Genomic DNA, 25,942 nt, shown 5'->3' on the forward strand with positions numbered 1-25,942 from the left:
TTTTCGAAGCCCCCGCCGCGCCCCGCGCCGGCGCCCACCCCCGCCGGGGGCGCGCCCCCGGCGCATCCCCCGTTCAGCGATTGCCGGAGCGCCGTTCCGTGACCTCCACCGCCGCCGATCCCGCCCCGTCCGTGCACATGGTCAAGCTGTGCGTGGGGGCCGAGCGGGTGGAGGACCTGGAGGGCTGGCAGCGCGCCCGCGCCGCCGAAAGGCTCGCCACCGGCCGCGACCCGCGCCCGCGCCATGTCACCCGCATGTGGCCCAAGCGCGGGGATGAACTGGTCGCCGGCGGCTCGCTCTACTGGGTGTTCAAGGGACAGGTGCTCGCCCGCCAGCGCATCGAGGCGCTGGAGCGGGTGGAGGGCGAGGACGGCGTCGCCCGCTGCGCCATCGTGCTGAACCCTGAAATTCACCGCACCGAGGCCGCGCCCCGCCGCCCGTTCCAGGGTTGGCGCTACCTGACCCCGGAGGCGGCGCCGGCCGACCTCGGGGCCGCGACCGGGACGCCGGGCGCCGACCTGCCGCCGGAACTGCGCCGGGCGCTCGCCGATATCGGCGTGCGCTGAGCGCGACGCGAACAGGAGGGAAGGGCCGGGACCGATGCTGGAAGTCAGCCCGATCATGGAAGCCGCGCTGGCCCCCCTGCGGGAGGCGCATGTCGCCGAACTGCTGACCCGGATGGCGCGCGCGATCTCCTCGGGCGCCGACGTGACGCCGGAACCGTGGCGCCGCGGGGCCGACGGCAAGGCCGCGCGCGCCGGCGTGCTGGCCCTGCCCTCCCGCCATGACTTCGAGGCCGAGACCGCCGGGCGCATCGCCCATCCCGTGGTGCGCAGCCGCCTGCCCGCCGCGGTGGCGGAGCATTTCTCGCCGATCATCGCCTCGTCCGGCGATCCGGGGGGCGCTCCGGGCGGAGACGGCGGCGGCGGCTGGCAGGGCGAGGACGGCCCGGCCCCGCTGGTCATCGGCGCCTTCCGCTGGGACTGCGCCGACCTGGTGCTGGCCCCGGCCCAGCGCGGGCTGGACCTCGCGCCCCTGCGCCGCTGGTTTCTGGAATACGCCCAGTCGGGCGTCACCGCCGAAGCCCCGGACCTTCTGGGCGTGCTGCACGCGCTGGAGGACCCGCGGCCGTGGCCGAGCCTGCGGGCCGGGTCCGACGGGAACAGCCCCACCGGCTCGGTGGCGCTGCGCATCGACTTCGGCTCGGCCCCGGTGGCGGCGGTGGCGGCGCTGGCCGACACGGTGTCCGAAGTCGGCGCCGCTCTCGCCCAGCTCCGCGACGGCGACGACTGAGCCGCGCCCTCCGGCCCCCCCGGCGCGGCGCGGCGCGGCCTCAGAGAACCGTCGTGTCGCTCCCGCCGCCGACGGCGACGTTGTCCACCAGCCGGGCCTCGCCCAGCCTGATCGCGACGAAGACGCGGGCCGGGCGCTCGGCGTTCCAGGTCTCGACTTCTTCCAGTGTCGCGGCGTCGCGCAGGTCGAGATACTCGACCTCCGCCCCCGCGTCGGCGAGCCGGTCGGCGGCGTCGTCCAGCGCCGGGTCCGGCGCGCCGCCCGCTTCGATCGACGACGCGGCGCGGCTGATCTCCCGCCACAGGCGCAGGGCGCAGTCGCGGTCGGCGCCGGTCAGGGCCTCGGCCTCTTCGCACAGGGCGACGCCGTCCATGTCCCGCTCCGTCGGCGCGGCGCGGACCTCGGTCGGCTGCGCGAGATCGGCGGAGACCTGGCGCATGATCGCCAGCCGCTGCCATTCGCGCTCCGAGTAGAAGGCGAAATCGGCCTGGGCGTGGCTGAGCATCCGCACCCCCGCCAGCGCGTAGGCGGCGAACATGCCGGGCCGGTCCTCGCCGCACATCACATCGCCCATGGCGCCGGTCACCAGCCGCGTGCGGGCGCCCTCCGGCCGCAGCGCGGCCTGGGAGGGGATGTAGACCGCGTCCGCCCCGGCCTCGTCGGCCCTGTCGCAAAGCGCCTCGATCGCCGCGGCATCGGTCAGCGCGGCGGGCTCCCCCCACCAGTCGGCGGCGGCCACCAGCACCCGGTCCGCCTCGGCCCGCGCGGCGCGGATCACCGCGGCGTGGCCCTCGTGCAGGCCGGCCCCCGTCGGGACCAGCGCGACGGTTTCCCCGAAGGCCCGCCAGGACCGGATGCGGGAGCGAAGCTGAGACGTGGACCGCAGCAGCGGCAGGTTGTGCATCTTGTTGTGATCCTTAGCCGAACGGGGCACGAGCGCAACGCGGCGGCCCCAGCCGAAACAACCCGGCGCGGTGGGGGTCGGCCTCCCTCGGACAGGCGGCGCCGGGCGGCGCGGGCGCTGACATCTCAGAGCGAGGTGAGGGACGCTATTGCGGGACCCGAGCCGATGCAAGCGGGCCCAGACCGAGCGCTTCGCCCAGCGCATCCAGCCGCGCCGCGCGCGCCGGGCCCAGCGCCGCGCGGTTGGACAGGCACAGATGCGCCTGGCTCTTGAGGATCAGCCCGTCGACCAGCGGCCGCAGCCGGTTGTCGGTCAGGGTGGCGCCCGAGGTGGTGATGTCGGCGATGGCCTCCGCCGCGCCCTGGCGCACCGCGCCCTCGGTGGCGCCCTGGCTGTCGACCAGCAGGCAGTCCGCCACCCCCTGCGCGCGCAGGAAACGGCGCACCAGCAGGTGATACTTGGTGGCGATGCGCAGCGGACGGCCCAGATCGGCCCGCAGCCGGCCGGCCACGGCGTCGAGATCCGCCATCGTCTCCACATCCGCCCAGGCGTCGGGGACCGCGATCACCAGGTCGGCGAAGCCGAAGCCCATCGCCGCCAGCAGCCGCACCGCCGCGTCGGCGTCGGGGATCCGCTCACGCACCATGTCCTCGCCGGTCACGCCGAGATGGATGCGGCCGGCGGCGAGCTCCTTGGGGATCTCCCCGGCGGAAAGCAGGGCGAGGTCCACGCCCTCCACCCCCACCACGCGGCCGGCGTATTCGCGCTCGGCTCCCGTGCCCTCGACGGTCACGCCGCGTTCGGCGAACCATTCGAAGCAGGCGTCGCGCAGCCGGCCCTTGGACGGCAGGCCGAGAATGATGCGGTCGGCGGAGCGATCCGAAGCGGGTCCGGCCATGGTCACACCCCTCCCGAGGCGGCGAGCAGGGCCTCGGGGCGCACGATGCCGCCGACGGCGGGCAGCGCGCCGACGAAACCCAGCCGCGAGGTCAGCGCGTCGTAGCGCCCGCCGCCGGCCAGCGGCGGCAGGCCGGGGCGGTCGGGGGCGGAGAACTCGAAGGTGAAGCCGTCATAATATTCCAGCCCGCGCCCGAAGGAGGCGTCGAAGGGCAGCGTCTCCGCCCCCGGCCCCAGCGCGTCCAGCCGCCGCGCCATGCGGTCCAGCGCCGGGCGCAGGGCGGCGTTGACGTCGAGCGCGCGCAGGGCCTCCAGCGCCTCGGCCGAGGGGCCCTTGACCGCCAGCACCGCCTCCAGCCAGTCGATCTGGCCGCGGGGCAGGGTCATGCGGGCGTCCTGGGCCAGTTCGCGGGCGCGGGCCAGCACGTCCTCGAAGGGCCGCGCGCCATGCAGGGGGCCGAGCGCGCGGACATGGGCGCGCAGCGCGTCCTCCCCCTGGTTCGCGGCGGCGACGAGGGCGGCGCGGGCGGGGGTGGGGGCGGGACGCTCTCCGAAACCTTCCAGCACGGCGCGGAACTTGGCGGGGCGCCACAGATGCCGGCGCAGCGCGGCTTTCCAGCGCTCCGGCGCCTCCAGCCCGGCCACCGCGGCGAAGGCGATGGACAGGTCGCCGGTGCGCACGGCCGCGGTTTCCGCGACCTCTCCCAGCGCTTCGCGGATCAGGGCGAAGACCTCGGCGTCGGCGGCGACCGGATCGGCCTCGCCCAGGATCTCGACCCCGGCCTGGAGATATTCGGTGGGGCGGGCGGATCCCGGCTCCTGCCGCCGATAGACCGGCCCGCAATAGCGGTAGCGGGCCGGCGCGGCGCCGCCCTGCATGTGCAGGCGCAGAACCGGCACGGTGAAGTCGGGGCGCAGCATCAGCTCCCCCTCCACCGGGTCGGTGGTGACGAAGGCGCGGGCGCGGATGTCCTCGCCATAGAGCCCCAGCAGCGGGCCGGAGGGCTGGAGCGCGGCGGGCTCCACCGCCTGCGCCCCGGCATCGGCGAAACCCGCGTCGATGCGCGCGATCTCGGCCGCAAGCCGGGCGAGCCCGTCGCCCATGCGGCCGCCCGTCAGATAGGCGCGATCGGCGGACATCGGCTCAGCCCTCCGCGGGGCCGGCGGCCCGGGCGAGCATGGCGCGGACCTGCGCGACCAGTTCGGCGCGCGGGATCTCCATCTGGGCGGGCTGGGCCTTCCAGTCCTCGTTGGTCTCGATATCCGCCGCCAGACGGGCGCCGAGCGCGAGATCCTTGATCTGGACCACGCCGCGGTCCTTCTCGTCCCCGCCCTCGATCACCGCCACCGGGGCGGCGCGCTTGTCGGCATATTTCAGCTGCTTGCCCATGTTCCCGCCGCCGAGGAACACCTCGGCCCGGATGCCGGCGGCGCGAAGCTCCGCGGCCATGGCCTGATAATCGCCCAGCCGGTCGCGATCCATGGCGGTGACCACCACGGGCCCCGCGGCCTCGGCGCTCATGCGTCCCTTGGCGCGCAGCGCGGCCAGCAGCCGGTCCACCCCGATGGAGACGCCGGTCGCCGGCACCGCCTGCCCGGTGAAGCGCTTCACCAGACCGTCGTAGCGCCCGCCCCCGGCGACGGAGCCGAACTGGCGCGGCCGGCCCTTTTCGTCGAGGATTTCAAAGGTCAGCTCGGCCTCGTAGACGGCGCCGGTGTAGTAGCCCAGGCCCCGGACCACCGACGGGTCGATGACGATGCGGTCGGGGCCGAGCCCCTGGCGGTCGAGCAATTCGGCGATCTGCTCCAGCTCCGACACGCCTTCCGCCCCCTGGACCGAGGCGCCGACCAGTTCGCGCAGCCGCGCGCAGGTCTCGGCCCCGGTGTCGCGGCGGGCGGCGACGAAGCCCATGACGATCTCGGCCTGGTCCGCGCCCAGCCCGGCGCCCTTGGTGTAGTCGCCGCTGTCATCCTTGCGGCCTTCGCCCAGCAGGGCGCGCACCCCGGCCTCGCCCAGCCGGTCGAGCTTGTCGATGGCGCGCAGCACGATCCCGCGGGCGGCGGCATGGGCCTCCGGGTCGGCGGGGTCGAGCACGCCGGCCGCCTCCATCACCCCGTTGAGAACCTTGCGGTTGTTCAGCCGGATCAGGTAGTCGCCCGGCGCGATGCCGGCGTTTTCCAGCGCCGCGGCGAGCATCCCGCAGATCTCCGCGTCCGCGGCCGGGCTGGCGGAGCCCACCGTGTCCGCATCGCACTGGTAGAACTGGCGGAACCGCCCCGGCCCCGGCTTTTCATTGCGCCAGACCGGACCCACCGCATAGCGGCGATAGGGATTGGGCAGGTCGTTGCGGTGCTGGGCGTAGACGCGCGCCAGCGGGGCGGTGAGGTCGTAGCGCAGCGCCAGCCAGCTTTCGTCCTCGTCCTGCCAGGCGAACACGCCCTCGTTGGGACGATCCACGTCCGGCAGGAACTTGCCCAGCGCCTCGACCGTCTCGACCGCGGAGCTTTCCAGCGGGTCGAAACCGTGCGCGTGGTAGACCTCGGTGATCTTCGCCAGCATCGCGGCGCGCTCGGTCACCTCGGCGCCGAAATAGTCGCGGAAGCCCCGCGGCGTCTCGGCCCTCGGGCGACGGGGTTTCTTGTCCTTGGCCATGGGCCTCGCGCCCCTCGCTTGCGGTGCACCTGCGCGCCCGCCAGGGGCGCGTCCGCGTCCTAGCCGAAGGGGCCGGAGGGGGCAAGGCGGCGGGGCGCCCGCGCTTTCCGCTTTATCGTCACGCGCATGCCCGGTTTTGGTCACGAGCGGCGCCAACTTACCCCTCAGACGCCGACGGAGGGCGGCGCCGACAGCGCCCCCGCCCGTCATCCCGGCGGCCCCGTCCGCCCCCCGCGGGGGGCCGCCATCGCCGGCGCCGCGCGGCTCTCCGCGCGACCGGCCAGACAGAGGAGACACGCCATGAACTGGGACCAGGTGCAGGGCAAGTGGAAGCAGGTCGCGGGCTCCGCCCAGACGGAATGGGGCAAGCTCACCAATGACGAGCTCGACCAGATCGACGGCGATCGCGCCCGGCTCGAAGGCAAGCTGCAGGAGCGCTACGGCATCGCCAAGGAAGAGGCCGAGCGCCAGGTGGACGACTGGCTCGCCCGCAACTGAGCCCGCCGCCCCGCCACGGGGCCGGCGAGATGAAAAAGAGGGCCCGCGTCAGACATGGCGCGGGCCCTTATCCTGTCCGGGGAAGAGGAGGAGATGTCCCCCCGGCAGGTTTCGAGGGACGGACCGCGGTCAGTCCTCGAAATGGCCCGAGGCGGCGAAAGCGCCGCCCTGGTAGCGGTTGACCGGATCGCCGGGCGCGGGCGGGGTCATCGCGGCGTCGAGCTTGGCGCGGAACGGCTCGGAACTGTCCTGCGGGACCCAGCCGACATAGCCGGCCGCCGAATTGTCCCACCACGTCTCGGCGTTGGCCGACGCCCCGTAGATCACCGGGCAGCCCAGCCGCGGAGCGCGGAACACCGCCTCCACCAGCCGCACGAAATCGTCGGGGCTCAGCCAGGTGGCCAGCATCCGGTGGTCTTTCGGCTCGGGAAAGCAGGACCCGATACGGACCCGGGCGGTCTCGATCCCGAACTTGTCGTGATAGAGCAGCGCCACCGCCTCGCCGAAGACCTTGGACACGCCGTAGAGGCTGTCCGGGGCGAAAGCCGCGTCGGCGTCCAGCTTCGTCTCCCGCGTGTGGAAGCCGATGGCGTGGTTGGACGAGGCGAAGAGGATCCGCTTGCAGCCGGTCTGACGCGCCGCCTCGTAGGTGTTGTAGAGCCCCGTCAGGTTGCCGTTTCGGATCGCGTCGAAGGTGTTCTCCACCGACACGCCGCCCAGATGCAGGATGCCGTCGCACCCGTCCACCACCGCGCGCACCGCGTCGAAATCCCCGAGATCGCAGCGCATGACCTCCTCGTTCGGGCCGGCGGGCTCCATCTCGGAGAGGTCGGACAGGCGGATCGTCTCGGCGACATGGCCGAGCCGGGCGCGGGCGAGGCGGCCCAGGCCGCCGGCGGCGCCGGTGATCAGCAGGCGCTTGAGTTTCATGCGCTCACTCCAGAAGCAGGGAAGGCAGGGACAGCGAGATCGCCGGAATGTAGGTGACAAGCATCAGCGCCGTGAAGACCGCAAGGTAGAACGGCCAGATGGTGCGCACGGCCTGATCGATGCGGATGCCGCCGATCACGCAGCCCACGAACAGGCACGCGCCCACGGGCGGGGTGCAGAGCCCGAGCCCGAGATTCATCATCAGCATGATCCCGAACTGGATCGGGTCCATGCCGATGGACTGCGCCACCGGCAGGAAGATCGGCGTGCAGATCAGGATCAGCGCCGCCATGTCCATGATCATGCCCAGCGCCAGCAGGATGACGTTGAGCATCAGCAGAATGACGATCGGGTTCTCCGAGATGCCCAGCAGCAGGCCGGTCAGCCCCTCGGGCACCCGGTAGAAGGCCAGCAGCCAGGCGAAGGCCGAGGCGCAGCCGACCAGCACCATCACCAGCGCCGTGGTCCTGACCGAGCTTTTCACCGCGGCGGTGAAATTGGCCCAGCTGAGCTCCCGGTAGACGATGCCGGTGATGACCAGCGCGTAGATGGCGCCGAACGCCCCGGACTCGGTGACGGTCAGCACGCCCGACAGCACGCCGCCGACGATGATGACGGCCGTCATCAGGCCGGGCAGCGAATCCGCCGCCCGCAGCGCCAGCGCCTTCCAGCCCGGGAAGGGCTCGGCCGGGTAGCCGCGCTTCACCGCCACCAGGTAGGCCGCCACCATCAGGCACAGGCACATCAGCACGCCCGGCAGGATCCCCGCCACGAAGAGGTTGGAGACGGAGATCCCGCCCCCCGCCGCCACCGCGAACAGGATCATGTTGTGCGAGGGCGGAATCACGATCCCCGCGACCGAGGAGGTGACGGTCACGTTCACCGCGTAGTCGGCGTCGTAGCCCTTCTCCTTCATCACCGGCATCAGGATCGAGCCCAGCGCCGAGGTGTCGGCCACCGCCGACCCCGAAATGCCGCCGAACAGCATCGAGGAGGCGACGTTCACCACCCCCAGCCCGCCGCGCACCGACCCCACGGCGGCGGCGGCCAGCCCGACCAGCCGGCGGGCGATGCCGCCATGCAGCATCAGTTCGCCGGAGAAGATGAAGAACGGGATCGCCAGCAGCGAAAAGGTCGAGACCCCCGACAGGATGCGCTGGAAGGCGACGAACAGGGGCAGCCCCTCATAGGCGAAGCAGGCCACCGCCGCGAGGCCGAGCGCGAAGGCGACCGGCGCCCCCGCGAATAGTCCGAGCGCGAACAGCCCGAACAGCAGGGTCAGTCCCATGGAAGGCTCCGGGTGGGGGCGCGCAGGCGCTGCGCGAGACGCAGGATGGCGAAGGCCGCGCCCAGCACGCCGAAGGCGACCAGCGAGGCGGCGCGCCAGCTCTCGGACACGCCCAGCATCGGGATCTCGCGCGTCAGGTTGGTGGCGACCAGCTTCCAGCCCTGCCAGGCCATGATCGCCGTGAACACGATCACCATCGCGTCGGCCAGCAGCCGCAGGATGGCGCGGGGGACGGGGGGCAGGGCCTCGCGGATGAAGTCGATGGACAGGTGACTTTCGTCGCGCACGCCGATCGCGGCGCCGAGAAAGGTGATGTAGGCGATCAGCAGCAGCGACAGCTGCTCCACCCAGGTCGGCGTGTCGTTGAGCACGTAGCGCCCGAAGACCAGCCAGCCCATGAAGCCGACCAGCACCACCATCTGCACCCCGGCGACGACCATGCACAGGCTGGCGATGCGGCCCATCCAGCGGTCCGCCGCCGGAAAGGGCGGCGCGATCGCATCGGGCTTCGGCCCCGTGAGCTCATGGATGTCCTCGACGATCCGGGGCGGCGCGCCCCCGCCCGGCGCGTCGGCGCCGGGCGGGGGGCTCGGGGGATGCGAGGGGCCGGCGCTCATGCCGCCCCTCCGCGCCCCGGATGTCCGGGGACCGGGCGCGCGCAGGCGCCCTGCGACGCGCCCGGCCGCATCACTTCGTGGCCTTGATGTCGTCGATCCACGACTTCAGGTCGGGGTTCTTCTCGATGAAACCGGCATAGACCGGGTCCATCGCCGACTGGAAGGCGGCCTTGTCCTCGACCTCGTTGATCTGGGCGCCGGCCTCGCGGACCTTGGCCAGGCTCGCCTTCTCACGCTCGGCCCACAGCTCGCGCTGCATCGCGGCCGCGTTGACCGCCGCCGCCTTCACCGCCGCCTTGTCCTCGTCCGACAGCGCGTCCCAGGACGCGGTGGAGACGCAGAGGCACTCGGGGATGATCAGGTGCTCGGTGATCGAGTAGAACCGGGCGACCTCGAAATGGTTGGTCGACTCGTAGGACGGATAGTTGTTCTCGGCCCCGTCGATGACCCCGGTCTTCAGCGACTGGTAGACCTCGCCGAAGGCCATTGGGGTGGCGTTGCCGCCCAGCGCGCCGATCATGTCGACATAAAGCTGGTTGTTCATCACCCGGACCTTGAGCCCCTCCACGTCCGCCGGGGTCTTCACCGGCGCCCGGGTGTTGTAGAGGCTGCGCGCGCCGCTATCGAACCAGGACAGGGCGACGAGCCCCTTTTCCGCCAGCGCGTCCGAAAAGCGCTGGCCGATCTCGCCGTCCATGACCGTGTGCATCTGGTCGACGGAAGCGAAGATGAAGGGCAGCGACAGGATGTTGGTCGCCGGCACGATGGGCCCCATCGGCCCCATGTTGAAATTGCCGAAGTCGAGCGCGCCGTTGCGGGCCTGCTCGATCGCGTCGGGCTGATCGCCCAGCACGGCGTTGTGGTAGACCGTGGGCGTCACGCGGCCGTCGGTCGTCTCCGCCACCTCCTTGGCGAAGGCGTCGAGCGCGATGCCGTTCGGGTAGGTCGGCGGATGGATGTTCCAGCCGCGCCAGTCGTCGGCGACGACGGGCGTGGCGGCGATGGCCGCGAAGGCGGCCAGGGCCGCGGCCCCGAGCGCGAACTTGCGATGGTTTCCGTTGGTGCGGGTCATGTCGATCCTCCCCGGCTGCGGCGGCGCGCTCTCCCTCGGCCGCCTGCTGCGTCTGATCCGTCGGGCGACCCTGCACATCATATGATGACCTGTCAACTGAGATATGACGTATCGGCGCTTGCATAATGCGTCCCGATTTCGGACCCTGCGCGCCGCGAGGACCGGCGGCCCTCGATGGCGCGGGGCGCGCCGTCCCGCCGGACCCAGCCGCAGGAGACGCAGATGCGCGCACGCCCCGACCGAGCCCTGTTCCCCGCCCAGACCGACGCCGCCCCGCTGCGCGCCCCGGCCGACGCGGCCCGCCCTCGCGGCGCCCGCGCCCCGGCGCGCAAGAGCCTGACCGCCAAGGTCATCGAGGACCTGCGCGCGGAGATCCTCGGCGGCCAGCTCACCCCCGGCGACAAGCTGCCGACCGAGTCCGCCCTGATCGACCGTTTCGGCGTGTCCCGCACCGTGATCCGCGAAGCGGTGGCGGAGCTGCGGGCCGACCGGCTGGTGGAATCCCGCCACGGCGTCGGGGTTTTCGTGCTGGACCGGCCCGAGCCCGCGACCGCGGCCATCCACCTGCCGCCATTCTCCAAGATTTCCGATATGATAGAGGAACTTGAACTTCGCGCCGCGGTGGAGATCGAGGCCGCCGGCCTCGCCGCCCAGCGCGCCTCTCCGGCCCAGGAGGCGGAGATCGAGGACCTGCATCGCCGCTTCGCCGGCCTCGCCCGCCAGGGCGCGCCCAGCGCCGAAGCCGACTACGCCTTCCACATGGCCATCGCGCGCGCGACCAACAATCCGCGCTTCGAGTCCTTCCTCGCCCAGCTCGGCCGCCGCACCATCCCGCGGGAGAAGCTGCGCGACGCCTCCGGCGAGGCCCCGCCCCCCGCCGACGCCGCCCGGCTGGAGCAGGAGCACCGCGAGGTCGCCGAGGCCATCGCCCGCCATGATGTCGGCGCCGCGCGGGCCGCGATGCGCGCGCATCTGGTCGGGTCGGCGGAACGCTACCGGGCGCTCGCCCGCCTCGCCGCCGCCGCCGAACGGGGCGCCGATTGACCCCGCGGCGCCTGCGCCCCGCCCCCGACCCGCCCCCGTCCCGACCCCGCCCGGACGCCGCCGGAAGGGTTGACGGCCCCGCCAATGTCATCATATGACTTGCCTCGTTCCCGCATATGACCCGGAGCGTCGGCATGACCCCCGAAGACCTCAAGACCCGGACCGCCTCCGGCCTGCTGTCCTTCCCCGTGACCCCGTTCGACGCGGATCTCGGCCTGGATCTGGACGCCTACGCGGCGCATGTGGAGTGGCTGTCCGGCTTCCCCGCCGCCGCGCTCTTCGCCGCGGGCGGCACCGGCGAATTCTTCTCGCTGACCCGCCCGGAGATCGGGCACGTGGTCCGCGCCGCCAAGTCCGTCGCCGGCGACACCCCGATCATCTCGGGCTGCGGCTACGGCACCGAAATGGCCAAGGAGATCGCGCGCGAAGCCGAAACCGCCGGCGCCGACGGTCTGCTGCTCCTGCCCCATTACCTGATGAAGGTCCCGCAGGAGGGGCTTTTCCAGCACATCAAGGCGGTCTGCGGGTCCACCGGGCTCGGCGTCATCGTCTACAACCGCGACAACGCCGTCTGCACCGCCGAAACCCTGCAGCGGCTCGCCGACGACTGTCCCAACCTGATCGGCTTCAAGGACGGCACCGGCCAGATCGGCCTGGTTCGGGAGATCACCGCGAAACTGGGCGACCGGCTGTGCTATGTCGGCGGCATGCCCACCCACGAACTGTTCGCCGAGGCCTATGACGGCGCCGGCGTCTCCACCTATTCCTCGGCCGTGTTCAACTTCGTCCCGGCCATGGCGATCAGCTTCTATGAGGCCCTGCGCGCCGGCGACAAACCCACCATGCAGCGGTTGCTGGAGGACTTCTTCTTCCCCTTCGCCAAGCTGCGCGACCGTCAGCCGGGCTACGCGGTGTCGCTGATCAAGGCCGGCGTCGCCTCGCTCGGCTACGGGACCGGCATCGCCCGCCCGCCCCTGACCACGCCGACGGCGGAGGAGACGGCGGCGCTCAAGGCCCTGATCGAAAAGGTTTCCTGACCCATGCGCATCGCCGAGATCCGGCCCCATGTGCTGCGCCACGACCTGGAGCGGCATTTCCAGAGCGCGTTCTCGACCTTCGCGACCCGCTGGGCCTGCCTGGTCGAGGTGATCTGCGACGACGGCACGGTGGGCTGGGGCGAATGCCTCGGCCCGTCGGCCCCCAACGCCGCGCTGGTGCGCGCCATGGCTCCGCTGGTCATCGGGCGCGACCCGCGGGAGATCGAGCCGATCTGGACCGAGATCTACAACCAGTTCCGCGACCAGGGGCAGCGCGGCGCCACGATGACCGCGCAATCGGGCATCGACATCGCGCTGTGGGACATCGCCGGCAAGGCGGCGGGCGCCCCCGCGCACCGGCTGCTGGGCGGCGCCTACCGCGCCCAGGTCCCCGCCTACGCCACCGGCGGCTTCCGCCCCGTGGGCCGCGACCGGGACGAGGCGCTGGCCGAGGAGCTGGCCGGCTACCGCGACGCCGGCTTCACCGCCTGCAAGATCAAGATCGGCTACGGGGTCGACGTGGACGAGGCCTCGATCCGCCTGGCGCGCGACGTGCTGGGGCCGGACATCGCCCTGATGATCGACGCCAATCACGGCTACGACGCCATCGAGGCCATCGAGCTCGGCCGCCGCTGCGCCGACCTGCGGCTGGCGTGGTTCGAGGAGCCGGTGGTCCCGGAACTGCTCGACGCCTATGTCGAGATCCGCGCCCGCCAGCCGATCCCGGTGGCGGGGGGCGAGACCTGGCACGGCCGGACCGGCTTCGCCGAGGCCATCGCCAGACGCGCCGTGGACATTCTGCAACCGGATGTCTGCGGCTGCGGCGGCATCACCGAGATGCGCAAGATCGCCTGGATGGCGGAAACCGCGGGCATCCGCGTCACCCCGCATGTCTGGGGGACGGGGGTGGCGCTGGCGGCCTCGCTGCACATGCTGGCGATCCTGCCGCCAACCCCGCCGCGACATGCGGAACGCGGCCCGCTTCTGGAATTCGACCAGACCTACAACCCCTACCGGGCCGAGATCCTGGTGAACCCGGTCGCCCAGTCGGGGGGCATGGTCGCCATCCCGCAGGGGCCGGGGCTGGGGGTGGAGATCAACCGGGCCGCGCTCGCCCGCTACACGGTGGAGGGCTGAGCCCATGGAACGCACGCTGACCGGCCCCGCCCCCGCGCTGCGCCTCCCTCCGGGGGCGACCGACACCCAGATGCATTGCTATCTCCCCGGCTTCCCCGGCGCGCCGGGCGCCCTGCCCGTGCCCGAGGGCGACGCCAGCCCCGACGCCTATCGGCAGGTGATGGGCTGGCTGGGGATCGAGCGTGTGGTGGTCGTGCAGGGCAACGCCCATGCGGCGGACAACGCCAACATCCTCGCCGCGCTGGCGGATTTCGGGGACATCGCCCGCGGGGTCGGGGTGATCAGCCCCGACACGCCGGCCGCCGAGCTGGCGCGCCTGCACAGGGGCGGCATCCGCGGCGCGCGGCTGATGAACCTGCCCGGCGGCGCCGTGGGGCTGGAGGCGCTCGGCCCCGTCGACGCCATGGCCTGCGACATGGGCTGGTCCGTCAACGTCCAGTTCGACGGCGGAGAGATCCTCGACCGCCTGCCTGCGCTGGAGGGCATCCGCGCCCGCTGGATCCTCGACCACCATGGGAAATTCTTCGCGGGGGCCGCGCCCGGCGACGCCCGGATCGCCGCGGTCAAGCGCCTGATCGACCGTGGCAATTGCTGGTTCAAGATGGCGGGGGGCTACGAATCCTCGCGCTCCGGCGCCCCGGACTTCGCCGATATCGGCGCCGTGGCGCGCGAGATCATCGCCCATGCGCCGGAGCGGGTGATCTGGGGCACCAACTGGCCGCATAACCTGGTGAAGAGGGCGGAGGACTACCCCTCCGACGCCGATCTGCTGGACACCGTGCTGGGCTGGGCGCCGGACGAGGCGACGCGCAGGCTGATCCTGGTGGACAACCCCGCCGCGCTCTACGGCTTCGGCGCGGACTGAGGCTCAGCGCGCCGCGTTCAGGGCGCCGCGTCCGGGCTTGGCCGGCGACGCCGTGACGGCCGGGACGCCCGCGCCCGCCGGGGCCTTGCGCCGCGCGCCCCCGCGCGGGAAGCCGAAGCCGAAGGCGGGGCGCCACGCGGGCCGCGGCTCGGCCCAGGGGCTGTCCTGGATCGAGGTCAGGGCCAGCAGGTCGCCCACGTCGAAATGGATCTCGATGCCGTCGGGGCCGCGCCGCAGCCGGCCGCCCAGCTTCAGGCCAAGGCCCTGCATGGCGCCGTTCTCCGGCAAGGTCAGCGCCATCATCCGGCGGATGCCGCGGCGCGCGCAGACGCCGGCGGCGGCGCGCATCAGGCCCGCGGCCACGCCGGAACCGCGCCACGGGGATTCGACGCTCAGCGCCACTTCGGCGATGTCGTCGTCCATCGGCGCGATCACGATCATCGCGCGCACCCGCCAGCCGCCGCCGGGCGCGAGGGCCACAAGGCTCAACGGGTTCCCCCCCGCCACCGCGACCGCGTGCCGGCGCAGCGACGCCTCGCCGATCGCGCCGCAGAAGCGCAGGTTCCGATCGGCCAGGTCCAGGCGCAGCAGATGCGCCTCGATCGCCGCGGCGTCGTCGGTCCAGGCCCGGCGCGGGGCCATCAGCGGATGCGCGAAGCCATGGCCCGCGTCCCCGGCGTGAAGGCGCGGGTCCGGGGCCGTCCGCCCCGTCGCCGCGCCATGGTGCATCGCAACATGTTCCATGCGCTTCAGATAATGCATCCCGCGCGAAGCGCGAGTTAAAACGCCATGCGTCACGCGCATATCCGGTCGCTGATTTTCGCCCGATCCGCGGGCGCCCCTGTCGATGCGCCACCGCTTACACTTTGTTAACGCTACGCTTTACCCAATACCCGGAACGCCTCCGGTCACCGTCGCCGGGGTGAGAGCGATGCGCGGCGCGCGGGGCTCGGCGAACGCGCTGCGCCGCACAAAACCCCTGCGCGAGCGGCCCGTCCTCCGCCCCGGTCGGAGGTTGCGGCCTCGTCCCCGAAGGTGTTGATGTGGTCCCGCACAAGCCTTGCCGGAGACCGCCCCGATGACCGCCCGCCAGCGATTCCGTTCCGCCCATCACACCGGCGCCTTCTGGGCGCAGGTGGAGAATGACCGCGTCGTCGGCGTCGCGCCCTTCGAAGAGGACGCCGCCCCCGACCTCGACGCCGTCGCCGCCTGGCCCGAGGCCGCCCATGCCCCCCATCGCGTCGCCCGGCCCTCGGTCCGGCGCGGCTGGCTGAAACGGGCCGAGAAGAACGGGCGGATCATCCCCCAGGGCCTGCGCGGCGAGGACGCCTATGTCGAGCTGCCCTGGGACGAGGCGCTGGACCTCGCGGCCTCCGAACTGGCGCGGGTGCGGCGCGATCACGGCGCGCCGGCGATCTTCGGCGGCTCCTACGGCTGGTCCGGGGCCGGGCGAATGCACCATGCGCAGGGGCTGACGCGGCGCTTCATGTGGGCGCTGGGCGGCTGCACCGGGCAGGTGACGAATTACAGCTACGGCGCCGGCATGACCCTGCTGCCGCACGTCCTCGGCTCGAACGAGGCGGTGATGGGCATGGGCACCGACTGGCGCAACATCGCCGAGCATTGCGACCTGCTGGTCGCCTTCGGCGGGCTCAACGCCAAGAACTGGCGGGTGCAGTCGGGGGGCTTCGGCCAGCACGCCTTCGGGCGGGTCGCCGCGCTGCTGGACGGCGCGAAGACGCGGGTTCTGAACGTCTCGCCCCTGCGCTCCGACACCGAGGGCGTGGCCGCGGAATGGCTGCCGATCCGGCCCGGCGCCGACGCCGCCCTGATCCTGGCGCTGGCCTTCGTGGTGCAGGACCGCGGGGCCGAGGACACGGGCTTCCTAGCCTCCCATGTCGAGGGCTACGCGCCGTTCCGCGCCTATCTGCGGGGCGAAACCGACGGCATTGCGAAAACCCCCGAATGGGCCGCCGACCTGACCGGCATCCCCGCGGCGGAGATCGCGGAGCTGGCGAACGCGATGATCGGCGCCCGGGTCATGCTGACCGCCACCTGGTCGATCCAGCGCGCCGATCATGGCGAACAGCCCTATTGGGCGCTGATCGCGCTGGCCTCGATGCTGGGGCAGGTCGGCCTGCCCGGCGGCGGGGTGTTCTTCGGCTACGGCTCCATGGGCGGGATCGGCGGCGCGCGCTACCGCACCCCCCTGCCCGGCCTGCCGGTGCCGGTGCGCGAGGGCGACCTGCGCATTCCCGTGGCCCGCGTGGCCGACCTGCTGCTGAACCCCGGCGAGACCCTGCATTACGACGGCAAGGCGCACGAATATCCCGACATCCGGCTGGTCTACTGGGCCGGCGGCAACCCGTTCCACCACCACCAGGACCTCAATCGCCTGCGCCGCGCCTTCCAGCGCCCGGAAACGGTGATCGTGCACGAGCCCTGGTGGACAGCCACCGCGCGCCATGCCGACATCGTCTTCCCCGCCACCATCCCGCTGGAGCGCGACGACATCGGCGGCACCTCGCGCGACGGCTACATCCTGTCGATGGAGCGCGCGGTGCCCGCCCATGGCGAGGCGCGGGACGATTTCGCGATCTATTCGGCGCTGGCCGACCGGCTGGGCGCGGGCGAGACCTTCCATGAAGGGCTGGACGCGGACGGCTGGCTGCGGCGGCTCTTCGACGAGATCGGCTCGGAACTGTCCTGGCGCGGCATCAACCCGCCGGATTACGAGACCTTCCGCGCCGAGGGTTTCTTCAAGCTGCCCGAGCCGGCGGAACGGCATGACCTGATGGCCGATTTCCGCGCCGATCCGCTGGGCAAGCCGCTGCGCACGCCCTCGGGCAGGATCGAGATCTTCTCGAAGACCATCGCGGATTTCGGCTATGCGGATTGCCCGGGCCATCCGGTCTGGATCGCGCCGCGGGAATGGGCGGGGACGGCGGGGGCCTATCCGCTGCACCTTCTGTCCAACCAGCCCAAGGACAAGCTGCACAGCCAGCTCGACGGGTTCGGACCGGCGCAGGACTCGAAACGCGACGGGCGGGGCGAACTGCTGATGCATCCCGACGACGCGGCGGCGCGCGGCCTTCCGGACGGCGCCGTGGTGCGGGTGTTCAACGACCGGGGCGCGTGCCTTGCGGGGCTCAGGGTCTCGGACGGGATCCTGCGCGGCGTGGCGCGGATGCCGACGGGAGCGTGGTTCGACCCGGACCTGTCCGACCCCTCCGCGCCCGAGCGCCATGGCAACCCCAACGTGCTGACCCGCGACGAGGGCACGTCGAAGCTGGGTCAGGGCTGCTCGGCGCAGTCCTGCCTGGTCGAGGTGGAGGCCTGGACCGCCCCCGCCCCCCGCGTGCAGGCCTTCGATCCGCCCAGGCTGGTCCCGGCGGAGGACTGAAAGCGCGGCATCGCGCCCCCCTGACCCGGCGCGCGTCCCGCCCGGTCGGGGGCGTGAGCCGCAGCCCCTCCCGCGCGGGGGGGGAACATCGCCTCGCTGCCTGATGGGCGACGAGAACCGGGGCGCAGGCCCGCTCGACCCGGCTTCCCAGGCTGCGCGATGAGGCCGCTTCGGCCCTGTCCCGGCCGCCCCCCCTCCCGCGCGGGCCCTGACCTTCCGGAGCGGCCGCCCGGCGACGCCCCCGCCCCGACCGAACCCGACGACCAGGCCCGCGGGGGGGCTCGCGCCCGGCGCGCGGCTGGCCTATCCCTCGGCGGAGCCGCCACGCCCTCGCGCCCGGAGACGCCCGCCATGACCGACCTCTTCGAGACGGCGCGGGATCCGCGCGACCAGCCGCTCGCCGCCGCGCTGCGCCCGACCTCGCTTGACGATGTCATCGGCCAGGACGCGCTGGTCGCCCCCGGCGCCATCCTGCGCCGGCGCATCGCCGCGCGCCGGGTCGGCTCGGTGGTGCTCTACGGGCCGCCGGGGATCGGCAAGACCTCCATCGCGCGGGCGGTCGGGGGGATGCAGGGCAAGGAATTCCGCCCCCTCCACGCCACCCGCGCCGGGGTGAAGGAGATCCGCGCCCTCGCCGACGAGGCCCGCGTCCGCCCGATCCTGATCTTCGTGGACGAGGTGCACCGCTTCTCCGCCACCCAGGCCGACGATCTGCTGGCGATCTGCGAGGACGGGATCGCCGACTTCATCGGGGCCACCACCCAGAACCCCTATCACGCGCTGCCGCCCGCGCTGATCTCGCGCTCCATCATCCTCAAGATGGAGCCCCTGTCGCTGGAGGACATGGAGCGCGTGGTCCGCCGCGGGCTCGACCACCTGCGCGCCGCGGGGATCGAGGCGACGCTGACCCCCGAGCAGATCCGCCTGATCGCCGGCCGTTCGGGCGGCGACGCGCGCCGGGCGCTGACCACGCTGGAGAGCCTCGCGCTCGGCCATGAGGGGGACGGGCCGGTCGAGATCACCGAGGCGATGCTGGAAGAGGCCTACCGCGCCGCGGCGGTGAACCACGACCGCTCCGGCGACATGCATTACGACGTGGTTTCGGCCTTCGTGAAATCCATGCGCGGATCGGACCCGGACGCCACGCTCTACTGGCTGGCGCGGCTGATCCATGCGGGCGAGGACCCCCGCTACATCGCCCGGCGCATCATGATCCACGCCTCCGAGGACGTGGGGCTGGCCGATAACGGCGCGTTGCAGACCGCGGTGGCGGCGGCGCAGGCGGTGGCGATGATCGGCTATCCGGAGGCGCGGATCATCCTCGCCCACGCCGCCCTGCACGTGGCCCGCGCGCCCAAGTCCAACGCCGCCTGCCGGGGGATCGGGGCCGCCATGCACGCGGTTTCGTCCGAGCCCCCGATCCCCGTGCCGCCGCACCTGCGCGACGCGCATTACACGGGGGCCAAGGCGCTGGGCCATGTCGGCTACCGCTTCCCCCATGACGCCCCCGCCGGCTGGGTGGCGCAGGAGCACGCGCCGGGGATCGAACCCGGCCGCTTCTACCAGAGCGACGCGCGGCAGGCCGCCACCTTCGAGAAACGCGCCGACGCGTTCTGGGAAAGCGCCGCGGGGATCCGCACCCCCCGACGATTCTGACGCCTCCTCCCGGCGCCTTCCCTTGCGGCGCCCCGTCCGAACGCCGCCCGTTCGGCATTGCTCCGGCGCCGGCTCTCCATGTAAGTTCCTGCGCGCAAGGGGCAATCCGGCCGACAAGGGGGAAGACGTTCCACGTATGGACAACCGTCGCCTGTTGAGCAGGCCGAGCCAGCTCCGGGATTTCGGCGCCAAGCTGCGCCTGACCGCCATGCTGTTCGGCTGCGACAACCAGAAGGCGCTCGACGCCCTGTTCCGCGAGGCCGACCCCAACACTGATTTCGACATCGCCCGGTCCTACAAATGGATGCAGGGGCGGGCCGCGCCGCGCTCCGCCAAGCTCTATGAGGAATGGGCGAGGCTGCTGGATGCCGGGCGGTCCAGCGAATGGCTCGCCACCTGCGAGCTCGACGCCTTCGTCGCCGCGCTGGAGGCCCGCCACGGCGCCGCCGCCGCCGCCTTGCGCACCGCCATAGCCTCCTCCCCGGACGACGCCGCGCCCTCCGGACAGGACGGCTTCCTGCCCGGCCGTTTCGCGGTCTACAGCCTCGCCCAGTCGCCCTATTACGAGGGCCGCTTCATCCGCAGCGACCTGGCCCTCGGGCCCTCCAACCCCGCCGAGCCCGGCCACCCCGCCCGCCTCGGAGAGACCTTCGCCGGCGTGCGCGCCGTCTGGTCGGGCCTGATCGAGGAGAGCGCGCAGGGCCTGTCCGGCGAATTGCGCAATGAAAACGGGGCCCTGTCCCCCAGCTACCTGGCCCTGGTCCGCCCGACCCTGCCCGGCAGCCTGCTGGCCGGCCTCCAGACCGGCTTCGTGTCGCTGCAACCCGGCGCGCAGCGGCCCTTCGCGACCCGCATCGCCGCGCTGCGCATTCCCGACCTGGCCGTCGACCGGCTAGCCGAGAGCAATCGCTACCTGGAGGACGAGACCGGGATCGCCGCCGATCTCGACGCGCTGGGCCTGCCGATCGGGGAGGCGCCCGGCTTCGCCGAAGACCTCGGACGCTGGCTGCGTCAGGCGGACGAGCGCGACGGCCCGAACCGGGTCTCCGAGATCGCGTCGCTGGTCGAGATCGCCGACCGGCTCTGGCTGCGCACGCTCTGACACCCCTTTCAGGCGCGTCCGCGCGGGAAATCCGCCGCCTGAAGGCGCCCCCGCACGCGCCACCAAGGCCCTGATTACAAAAGACGAATACCACTCTTCCAAAGATGCCAGCGCATTATCCAAGGATGCCAATTGCCTCGCCGCGCACCGACCCGCACCTTCTGACCACAGGCGCTTCGCCCCCCCTTGCTCCGGGTTGAAGCGTCTGCCGCGAGGCCGCGCGCTTCGCGATCCGGCGCGCGGCCCGACGCGCGCCTTGGTCGCCCTCGGTGGCGACGGTTCCGCCCCGCCAACGGGGATGGGCCTCGGGGATGCCTTTCGGGGTTGGCCGTCGGGGCGCGACGGCCTGAGCGTGGCGGCCGGACCGGTCGCCTGAACCGGAGATGCGGCGGGGCGCCCCCCCAAGTCGTCGGCACGAGGCCGAGCCCGACCCGACCGGAGCGCCGTGGGGACGCTCCAGATCCCGAGAGGGGTCGCGGTCGCGAGGGATCGGCCGGAGACGCCGAAGAACGCTCCGCCGCGGCGCGTTATCGGACCCCTTGTCTCCGCGAGGGTCCGGGGGCGCGCCCAGAGCGGCCCGGGGTCTCGATCCAAGCGGGGCCCCGGGCCGCTTGCAGCTTCGCGCCTGGCTTGAATTCGACCGGGGCCGGATGGCCCGGCCGCATCTCCGCGCCGTCCTGCGCGGGTTTTCGTCATGCGCGCGGCGCATCGGCCATCCCCTGCGCCGCCGCCGCCGCCCTCCGATCCCCGCTCCGTTCGCAGAGATCGCTTGCGGCGCCGATATTCCCGATTACGGTCGATGGCATGGACCCTCAGCCCGCCGCCGCCGTCCTCCCGGCGCCCTCCGCCCCCCCGGCGCGCCGGCGGACGGAGACCACCGCGCCCCGCGCCCGCGCCCGGGTCGCGGCCGGCCGCGCCGCCCCCATGCCCAGCCCCGCCAGGGAACCGCGCCCCCCGACGCCCCCCTGACCCCATCTCGCGGGACCGCGCCGTCAGAGCGCGCGCCCGCATGCCGGAGGAAACCCAGATGCCCGACACCGCCCCGCAGCCCCCCCGGAGGGGGTGAGCCATGCGCCCGCTCGAAGGTCTCCGCGTCATCGACCTGACGCATGTGCTGGCCGGCCCCTTCGCCACGCACCAGCTCCGCTGCCTCGGCGCCGAGGTCGTCAAGATCGAGCGCCCCGGCCATGGCGACGTCATGCGCGCGCTCGCCGCCCGCCCGGAACTGGGCGGGATCACGCCGGGTTTCGCCGCGCTCAACGCCGGCAAGAAGTCGGTCACGCTGGACCTGAAATCCGAGGCGGGGCGCGCCGACCTCCTCCGCCTCGTCGCCACCGCGGACGTGTTCGTGGAGAACTTCCGCCCCGGCGCCGCCGCGCGGCTGGGGCTCGACCCCGCCGCGATCCGGGCCGCCAGGCCGGGGATCGTCTGCTGCTCCATCTCCGGCTGGGGGCAGAGCGGCGACATGGCGGGCCTGCGCGCCTATGACCACGTGGTGCAGGCCGCGACCGGCATGATGGCCCTGCAGGGGACCGACCCGTCCGGCCCGCCGATCAAGGTCGGCTTTCCGGTCATCGACATCGCCACCGGCATGACCGCGGCCTCGGCGATCCTCGCGGCCTTGCTGCGCCGCGCGCGGGGGGATCAGGCCGACATCACGCTCGACGTCTCCATGGCCGACAGCGCGGCGCTGCTGATGGCGGGGACCGTGGCGCAGGTGCGGGCCACCGGCAAACCGCCGCCGCGCATCGGCAATCGCGGCTTCGTCGGCAGTCCCGGCGCCGACACCTTCGCCACGCGGGACGGCCATGTCTCGGTCGCCGCCAACACCATGGGGCAGTTCCGCCGGCTATGCGCCGTGCTGGACCGGCCCGACCTCTCCGCCCCGCCGCACCTGCCGGACGGCCTGCCCGACGGCGCCTTCCTGGCCGACATGGCGGGCGAGACCCTGCGCGCCGGCCTCGCCGAAGCCTTCGCCCGCGCCGAGGCCGCGCCGCTGGAGGCCGCCCTGATCGCGCAGGGCGTGCCCGCCGCGCGGGTCCGCGACCTGCACGAATACCTCTCGGAGCTTTACCCCCGCATGGGCGGCATCGACCTGCCCGGCGGCGGCGGCGCGCTGGGGGCCGGCTGGCGCTGGCTGGGCGAGGCCCCGATCGAGGGCGGACCGCCCCCGCGGCTGGGCGAACACAACGCCGAGTTCCTCGCCGCCCCGCCCGGCTAGGGCGCGGGTCGGGTCCGGCGCCCCGGCTATGCCGGCACGCCCTGCCGCGCCAGCGCCAGCAGCGGCGCCACGGCGGGGTTGGCGGCGTCGCGCGGGGCCTGCAGCACCACCTCCAGTTTCGGCGACTCCTTCACCATCACCACGTCCACCCCCGGAATCCGCGTGTCGCAGATCGAGGCCGGCACCAGCGCCACCCCCAGCCGCGCCGCCACCAGCCGCAGGATGGTGTGCTGCAACCGCGGCTCCAGCGCGAAGCGGGGCGGCGGCGCGTCGGCCTGCGCGAACCAGCCCTCGATCGCCTCGCGCAGGGGCGCCACCACGGAGGCCGGGGCGGCGATCAGCGGCTCGTCCGCAAGATCCTGCGGCGTGGCGGCGGCGAGGCTCGACAGCCGGTGCCCCCGGGGGATCGCCAGCCGCAGCTTGTCGCGCAGCAGGAGCAGCGTCTCCAGCCCCGGCTCGGGGCGCCCGCGGAAGGTCACGGCGGCGTCGAGCTCTCCTCGGGCCAGCTTCACCTCGATCTCCGCCGGCGTCGTCTCCTCCAGCGCCAGGCGCACATCGGGGCGGACCTGCGCGTAACGCTTGGCCAGCTCCGGCACCAGGCGGTGGGCCGCATGCATCATGAAGCCCAGCCGCAGCACGCCCTTCTCGCCCATCGCCACCAGCCGCGCGTCCCGGCAGGCGGCGTCGAAGCGGGCCAGCACGTCGCGCGCATCCTCCAGGAACCGCGCCCCGGCCGGGGTCAGGGCGACATGGCGCGAGTCCCGCTCCACCAGCCGCACGTCCAGCGCGCGCTCCAGCTCCGCGATGCGGCGGGAGAAGGCGGGCTGGCTCATGTTCGCCCGTTCGGCGGCGCGGCTGAAATGCAGCGTCTCGCCCAGCGCCACGAACCAGCGCATCTGCCGCGTGTCCATCCATGCGCTCCGTGCATTGATTCCGGCCGAAACCTGCATTGGAGGGTATTGATCCCCTGCGCTATCCTCAAGCCAGATCCACCTCAGCGAGGCGTCGGCCCCCGATGATTTCCCACCTGTTCGTCGTGGCGCCGATCTTCACCCTGATCCTCGCGGGGTGGGTCGCCCGCCGCACCGGCGCGCTCGGCCCCGCCGCGACGCGCGAGGTCAACCGCCTGGTGGTGTGGCTGGCGCTGCCGGCGCTGCTGTTCGACATCATGGCCGGCGCGGAGATCGCGGAGATCTGGCAGCCCCGCTTCATCCTCGCTTTCGGGGCGGGCTGCGCGGCGATCTTCGCCTTCACCCTCGCGATGCGCATGGGACAGGGGCGCGGGCTGGCGGATGCGGCCATCGACGGGCTCAACGCCAGCTATGCGAACACCGGCTTCATGGGCTTCCCGCTGGTGCTGGCGGTGGTGGGCGAGACCGGCATGGGCGCCACGCTGGTCGCCACCATCCTCACGGTTTCGGTGCTGTTCGCGGTGGCGATCGTGCTGATCGAGTGCGGGTTGCAGGCGGGGGCGAGGCCGCATCTGGTGGCCTGGCGCACGGCGAAATCGCTGGCGAGAAACCCGCTGCTGATCGCGCCCGCGCTGGGGGCTGCGGCGCTGCTGACCGGGTTCGAGCCGCCCGCGCCGATGCAGCGGTTTCTGGACCTGCTGGGCGGCGCGGCCTCGCCCTGCGCGCTGATCGCGCTGGGGCTGTTCCTGGCGGGGGACGGGGAAAAGGACGAAGGCGCGGCGACTTGCGGGCCGCGAACGGCGGGCGGGCTGGTGGCGCTGAAGCTGATCGCGCATCCCGCCGCCACCTGGGTCATCGCCGGGCCGATGCTGGGCCTGCCGGCGCCGATGGTGCATCTGGCGGTCCTGCTCGCGGCCCTGCCCACGGGCACCGGGCCCTTCATGCTGGCCGAATTCTATGGGCGCGAGGCGCGGCTCACCAGCCGGGTGGTGCTGGCCACCACGGCGCTGTCGATGGTGACCCTGTCGCTCTATCTCGCGGTTTCGCAGGGTCCGCCGGTCTGACGCGGCCCGGGCTTGCGGGCTTGCGAAGTCCGGATTCGGCGCTTATGTCCATATCTGGACATTCCGTTGCGACAGAGCCCCGCCATGCGCCGCGCCGCCCCCCTGCCCGCCGATGCGGGCCCGCAATTCCGCCGGATCGGTCCCGCCGACCGCGCCCGGGTCAGCGGGCCGGGCCTGCGCGCCTTCCGCGCCATCGCCGACGCCTGGGGCCTGACCGAGCGCCAGCGGCTCGCCCTGCTGGGGGAGCCCGCGCGCTCCACCTATCACCAGTGGATGCGCAAGGCGCAGGCGGGGGAGACGCTGTCCCTGCCGCTCGACACGCTGTTGCGGATCTCGGCGGTGCTGGGGGTGCGCAAGGCGCTGGCGATCCTGTTTTCCGATCCGGCCCAGGGGCTCGCCTGGCTGCAGGGGCCGCATAGGGGGACCGTGTTCCAGGGCGCGGCGCCGCTGGAATTCATGGTGGAGGGGGCGCAGGACGGCATTCTGACCGTGCGCCGTTACCTCGACGCGTGGCGGGGCGGGCATCCGGGCCAGGGCGGCGCGGGGGGCTTCGCGCCCGTCGCCGAAGACGACCTCGTCTGGGCATGAGCGCGCCCGACCCCGCCGCCTTCCCGGTCGCCGAGGCGCCGCCCGTCACCACCCGCCTGATCCCCTCCCGCTTCCCCCCGGTCCCGGCCTTCGAGGACGCGGCCTCGCCCGACGACCTCGACGCCCTGTTCGAGCTGGAGGGCTGGACCAACGACCGCCTCTCCGCCCCCCGCCTGGCGCAACTGTCCCGCGACGAATGGGTGTTCGGGCGGCCCAACGCCTCGGTGGTGATGGCGGCGTTCCTGCACGGCTCCCCCGCCGGGCTGCGCTTTTCGGGGCCGGAACTGGGGGCCTGGTACGCCTCGACCGCGCCCGCCACCGCGGTGCTGGAGATCGCCAACGGCTTGCGGGCGGAGATCGCGCGCTCCGCCCTGCCGCGCATCACCCAGACCTATCGGCGCTACGCCGCGCGGCTGGCGGGGGGCTATGCGGACGTGTTCGGCGCGGCGCCGGAGTTCCACGACCCGGACCCGGCGCGCTATCCCGTCCCGCAGGCCTTCGGGCGGCGGGTGCGGGACCAGGGGCCGGGGCTGGGCCTCTCGGGCATCCGCTATGAGAGCGTGCGGCGGCCCGGCCACGCGAACTGGGTCTGTTTCCGTCCCCCGGACGTGCAGGACGTGGTCCAGGCCGAGCATCTGGAGATCGACGTGCCCGAGACCGGCAAGGTCGTGGTGCGCACGCTGACCGAAGCGCCCTGATCCCGAAGGCCGCCTGCGGCCGGAGACATGGAAATGCCCCGAAGGGGCGCCGAAGGGCTCACGC

Annotated in this window: 24 protein-coding genes; 14 read left to right on the forward strand and 10 right to left on the reverse strand. The window is 73.0% G+C overall.

What is annotated here, in order from left to right:
- Positions 1-137: 137 nt before the first annotated feature.
- Positions 138-566, forward strand: a complete 429-nt coding sequence (locus BLV24_RS09795) for a DUF1489 family protein (protein WP_092682025.1) — start codon at positions 138-140, stop codon at positions 564-566.
- Positions 567-600: 34 nt separating this feature from the next.
- On the forward strand, positions 601-1,293 hold the full coding sequence (locus BLV24_RS09800) for a hypothetical protein (protein WP_092681171.1): 693 nt from the start codon (positions 601-603) through the stop codon (positions 1,291-1,293).
- A 40-nt stretch (positions 1,294-1,333) separates the two neighbouring features.
- Here BLV24_RS09800 and BLV24_RS09805 read toward each other — a convergent pair whose 3' ends face one another.
- From BLV24_RS09805 to hisS, 4 genes are all read right to left on the reverse strand, one after another.
- Positions 1,334-2,197 (reverse strand): pantoate--beta-alanine ligase, encoded by an 864-nt coding sequence (locus BLV24_RS09805; protein WP_176954700.1) that lies wholly within the window; start codon positions 2,195-2,197, stop codon positions 1,334-1,336.
- Between the two features lie 145 nt (positions 2,198-2,342).
- On the reverse strand, positions 2,343-3,095 hold the full coding sequence (gene hisG / locus BLV24_RS09810; RefSeq protein WP_092681175.1) for an ATP phosphoribosyltransferase: 753 nt from the start codon (positions 3,093-3,095) through the stop codon (positions 2,343-2,345).
- A 2-nt stretch (positions 3,096-3,097) separates the two neighbouring features.
- The gene (locus tag BLV24_RS09815; protein ID WP_245710495.1) at positions 3,098-4,234 is read right to left on the reverse strand and encodes an ATP phosphoribosyltransferase regulatory subunit; all 1,137 of its coding nucleotides are present in this window, start codon (positions 4,232-4,234) and stop codon (positions 3,098-3,100) included.
- A 4-nt stretch (positions 4,235-4,238) separates the two neighbouring features.
- Positions 4,239-5,747 (reverse strand): histidine--tRNA ligase, encoded by a 1,509-nt coding sequence (gene hisS, locus BLV24_RS09820; RefSeq protein ID WP_092681177.1) that lies wholly within the window; start codon positions 5,745-5,747, stop codon positions 4,239-4,241.
- Positions 5,748-6,047: 300 nt separating this feature from the next.
- On the opposite strand from hisS, the gene BLV24_RS09825 reads away from it, so the two are divergent.
- Complete coding sequence (locus BLV24_RS09825) at positions 6,048-6,245, forward strand: CsbD family protein (RefSeq protein WP_092681179.1); 198 nt, start codon at positions 6,048-6,050, stop codon at positions 6,243-6,245.
- A 129-nt stretch (positions 6,246-6,374) separates the two neighbouring features.
- Here BLV24_RS09825 and BLV24_RS09830 read toward each other — a convergent pair whose 3' ends face one another.
- The 4 genes from BLV24_RS09830 to BLV24_RS09845 form a co-directional block, all read right to left on the reverse strand.
- Positions 6,375-7,175, reverse strand: a complete 801-nt coding sequence (locus BLV24_RS09830; protein ID WP_092681181.1) for an NAD-dependent epimerase/dehydratase family protein — start codon at positions 7,173-7,175, stop codon at positions 6,375-6,377.
- A 4-nt stretch (positions 7,176-7,179) separates the two neighbouring features.
- A complete protein-coding gene (locus BLV24_RS09835) occupies positions 7,180-8,463 on the reverse strand; it encodes a TRAP transporter large permease (RefSeq protein WP_092681183.1) in 1,284 nt (427 codons plus the stop codon).
- Positions 8,454-9,080: a TRAP transporter small permease gene (locus BLV24_RS09840; RefSeq protein WP_218133389.1), complete on the reverse strand. Its 627-nt coding sequence runs from the start codon at positions 9,078-9,080 to the stop codon at positions 8,454-8,456. The genes BLV24_RS09835 and BLV24_RS09840 overlap by 10 nt, the downstream gene beginning before the upstream one ends.
- Positions 9,081-9,150: 70 nt before the next feature.
- The gene (locus BLV24_RS09845) at positions 9,151-10,152 is read right to left on the reverse strand and encodes a TRAP transporter substrate-binding protein (RefSeq protein WP_092681185.1); all 1,002 of its coding nucleotides are present in this window, start codon (positions 10,150-10,152) and stop codon (positions 9,151-9,153) included.
- A gap of 222 nt (positions 10,153-10,374) precedes the next feature.
- Between BLV24_RS09845 and BLV24_RS09850 the strand changes: the two genes are divergently transcribed.
- The 4 genes from BLV24_RS09850 (at position 10,375) to BLV24_RS09865 (ending at position 14,235) form a co-directional block, all read left to right on the forward strand.
- The gene (locus BLV24_RS09850) at positions 10,375-11,196 is read left to right on the forward strand and encodes a FadR/GntR family transcriptional regulator (protein WP_092681187.1); all 822 of its coding nucleotides are present in this window, start codon (positions 10,375-10,377) and stop codon (positions 11,194-11,196) included.
- A gap of 134 nt (positions 11,197-11,330) precedes the next feature.
- On the forward strand, positions 11,331-12,233 hold the full coding sequence (gene kdgD / locus BLV24_RS09855; protein ID WP_092681189.1) for a 5-dehydro-4-deoxyglucarate dehydratase: 903 nt from the start codon (positions 11,331-11,333) through the stop codon (positions 12,231-12,233).
- Between the two features lie 3 nt (positions 12,234-12,236).
- On the forward strand, positions 12,237-13,370 hold the full coding sequence (locus tag BLV24_RS09860) for a mandelate racemase/muconate lactonizing enzyme family protein (protein ID WP_092681191.1): 1,134 nt from the start codon (positions 12,237-12,239) through the stop codon (positions 13,368-13,370).
- Between the two features lie 4 nt (positions 13,371-13,374).
- Positions 13,375-14,235, forward strand: coding sequence for an amidohydrolase family protein (locus BLV24_RS09865; protein WP_092681193.1), 861 nt, complete (start codon positions 13,375-13,377; stop codon positions 14,233-14,235).
- A gap of 3 nt (positions 14,236-14,238) precedes the next feature.
- Here the strand turns inward: BLV24_RS09865 and BLV24_RS09870 are convergent, their stop codons facing one another.
- Positions 14,239-14,979, reverse strand: coding sequence for a GNAT family N-acetyltransferase (locus BLV24_RS09870; RefSeq protein WP_143040279.1), 741 nt, complete (start codon positions 14,977-14,979; stop codon positions 14,239-14,241).
- Between the two features lie 334 nt (positions 14,980-15,313).
- On the opposite strand from BLV24_RS09870, the gene BLV24_RS09875 reads away from it, so the two are divergent.
- The 4 genes from BLV24_RS09875 (at position 15,314) to BLV24_RS09890 (ending at position 22,617) form a co-directional block, all read left to right on the forward strand.
- Positions 15,314-17,638 (forward strand): molybdopterin-dependent oxidoreductase, encoded by a 2,325-nt coding sequence (locus BLV24_RS09875; RefSeq protein WP_092681197.1) that lies wholly within the window; start codon positions 15,314-15,316, stop codon positions 17,636-17,638.
- A 351-nt stretch (positions 17,639-17,989) separates the two neighbouring features.
- Positions 17,990-19,294 (forward strand): replication-associated recombination protein A, encoded by a 1,305-nt coding sequence (locus BLV24_RS09880; RefSeq protein ID WP_092681199.1) that lies wholly within the window; start codon positions 17,990-17,992, stop codon positions 19,292-19,294.
- Positions 19,295-19,430: 136 nt separating this feature from the next.
- A complete protein-coding gene (locus tag BLV24_RS09885; protein ID WP_092681201.1) occupies positions 19,431-20,396 on the forward strand; it encodes a hypothetical protein in 966 nt (321 codons plus the stop codon).
- A 1,069-nt stretch (positions 20,397-21,465) separates the two neighbouring features.
- Positions 21,466-22,617 carry a CaiB/BaiF CoA transferase family protein gene (locus tag BLV24_RS09890; RefSeq protein ID WP_092681203.1) on the forward strand — a complete coding sequence of 384 codons (1,152 nt, stop codon included), beginning with the start codon at positions 21,466-21,468 and terminating at the stop codon, positions 22,615-22,617.
- Between the two features lie 26 nt (positions 22,618-22,643).
- On the opposite strand, the gene BLV24_RS09895 is transcribed toward BLV24_RS09890, so the two are convergent.
- Positions 22,644-23,528, reverse strand: coding sequence for a LysR family transcriptional regulator (locus tag BLV24_RS09895; RefSeq protein WP_092681205.1), 885 nt, complete (start codon positions 23,526-23,528; stop codon positions 22,644-22,646).
- Between the two features lie 104 nt (positions 23,529-23,632).
- Between BLV24_RS09895 and BLV24_RS22830 the strand changes: the two genes are divergently transcribed.
- The 3 genes from BLV24_RS22830 (at position 23,633) to BLV24_RS09910 (ending at position 25,878) form a co-directional block, all read left to right on the forward strand.
- Complete coding sequence (locus BLV24_RS22830) at positions 23,633-24,592, forward strand: AEC family transporter (RefSeq protein WP_092681207.1); 960 nt, start codon at positions 23,633-23,635, stop codon at positions 24,590-24,592.
- 84 nt (positions 24,593-24,676) lie between these two features.
- Positions 24,677-25,180 (forward strand): MbcA/ParS/Xre antitoxin family protein, encoded by a 504-nt coding sequence (locus tag BLV24_RS09905; RefSeq protein ID WP_092681209.1) that lies wholly within the window; start codon positions 24,677-24,679, stop codon positions 25,178-25,180.
- On the forward strand, positions 25,177-25,878 hold the full coding sequence (locus tag BLV24_RS09910; RefSeq protein ID WP_092681211.1) for an RES family NAD+ phosphorylase: 702 nt from the start codon (positions 25,177-25,179) through the stop codon (positions 25,876-25,878). The genes BLV24_RS09905 and BLV24_RS09910 overlap by 4 nt, the downstream gene beginning before the upstream one ends.
- The last annotated feature ends 64 nt before the right edge of the window (positions 25,879-25,942 follow it).

The organism is Albimonas donghaensis, from assembly GCF_900106695.1.
Taxonomy (GTDB): Bacteria; Pseudomonadota; Alphaproteobacteria; order Rhodobacterales; family Rhodobacteraceae; genus Albimonas; species Albimonas donghaensis.

Bases quoted from the DNA above. Each gene is read 5' to 3' on its own strand.
- BLV24_RS09795 (WP_092682025.1), top strand. From the start codon at position 138: ATGGTCAAGCTGTGCGTGGGGGCCGAGCGGGTGGAGGACCTGGAGGGC.
- BLV24_RS09800 (WP_092681171.1), top strand. From the start codon at position 601: ATGCTGGAAGTCAGCCCGATCATGGAAGCCGCGCTGGCCCCCCTGCGG.
- BLV24_RS09805 (WP_176954700.1), bottom strand. From the start codon at position 2,197: ATGCACAACCTGCCGCTGCTGCGGTCCACGTCTCAGCTTCGCTCCCGC.
- hisG (WP_092681175.1), bottom strand. From the start codon at position 3,095: ATGGCCGGACCCGCTTCGGATCGCTCCGCCGACCGCATCATTCTCGGC.
- BLV24_RS09815 (WP_245710495.1), bottom strand. From the start codon at position 4,234: ATGTCCGCCGATCGCGCCTATCTGACGGGCGGCCGCATGGGCGACGGG.
- hisS (WP_092681177.1), bottom strand. From the start codon at position 5,747: ATGGCCAAGGACAAGAAACCCCGTCGCCCGAGGGCCGAGACGCCGCGG.
- BLV24_RS09825 (WP_092681179.1), top strand. From the start codon at position 6,048: ATGAACTGGGACCAGGTGCAGGGCAAGTGGAAGCAGGTCGCGGGCTCC.
- BLV24_RS09830 (WP_092681181.1), bottom strand. From the start codon at position 7,175: ATGAAACTCAAGCGCCTGCTGATCACCGGCGCCGCCGGCGGCCTGGGC.
- BLV24_RS09835 (WP_092681183.1), bottom strand. From the start codon at position 8,463: ATGGGACTGACCCTGCTGTTCGGGCTGTTCGCGCTCGGACTATTCGCG.
- BLV24_RS09840 (WP_218133389.1), bottom strand. From the start codon at position 9,080: ATGAGCGCCGGCCCCTCGCATCCCCCGAGCCCCCCGCCCGGCGCCGAC.
- BLV24_RS09845 (WP_092681185.1), bottom strand. From the start codon at position 10,152: ATGACCCGCACCAACGGAAACCATCGCAAGTTCGCGCTCGGGGCCGCG.
- BLV24_RS09850 (WP_092681187.1), top strand. From the start codon at position 10,375: ATGCGCGCACGCCCCGACCGAGCCCTGTTCCCCGCCCAGACCGACGCC.
- kdgD (WP_092681189.1), top strand. From the start codon at position 11,331: ATGACCCCCGAAGACCTCAAGACCCGGACCGCCTCCGGCCTGCTGTCC.
- BLV24_RS09860 (WP_092681191.1), top strand. From the start codon at position 12,237: ATGCGCATCGCCGAGATCCGGCCCCATGTGCTGCGCCACGACCTGGAG.
- BLV24_RS09865 (WP_092681193.1), top strand. From the start codon at position 13,375: ATGGAACGCACGCTGACCGGCCCCGCCCCCGCGCTGCGCCTCCCTCCG.
- BLV24_RS09870 (WP_143040279.1), bottom strand. From the start codon at position 14,979: ATGGAACATGTTGCGATGCACCATGGCGCGGCGACGGGGCGGACGGCC.
- BLV24_RS09875 (WP_092681197.1), top strand. From the start codon at position 15,314: ATGACCGCCCGCCAGCGATTCCGTTCCGCCCATCACACCGGCGCCTTC.
- BLV24_RS09880 (WP_092681199.1), top strand. From the start codon at position 17,990: ATGACCGACCTCTTCGAGACGGCGCGGGATCCGCGCGACCAGCCGCTC.
- BLV24_RS09885 (WP_092681201.1), top strand. From the start codon at position 19,431: ATGGACAACCGTCGCCTGTTGAGCAGGCCGAGCCAGCTCCGGGATTTC.
- BLV24_RS09890 (WP_092681203.1), top strand. From the start codon at position 21,466: ATGCGCCCGCTCGAAGGTCTCCGCGTCATCGACCTGACGCATGTGCTG.
- BLV24_RS09895 (WP_092681205.1), bottom strand. From the start codon at position 23,528: ATGGACACGCGGCAGATGCGCTGGTTCGTGGCGCTGGGCGAGACGCTG.
- BLV24_RS22830 (WP_092681207.1), top strand. From the start codon at position 23,633: ATGATTTCCCACCTGTTCGTCGTGGCGCCGATCTTCACCCTGATCCTC.
- BLV24_RS09905 (WP_092681209.1), top strand. From the start codon at position 24,677: ATGCGCCGCGCCGCCCCCCTGCCCGCCGATGCGGGCCCGCAATTCCGC.
- BLV24_RS09910 (WP_092681211.1), top strand. From the start codon at position 25,177: ATGAGCGCGCCCGACCCCGCCGCCTTCCCGGTCGCCGAGGCGCCGCCC.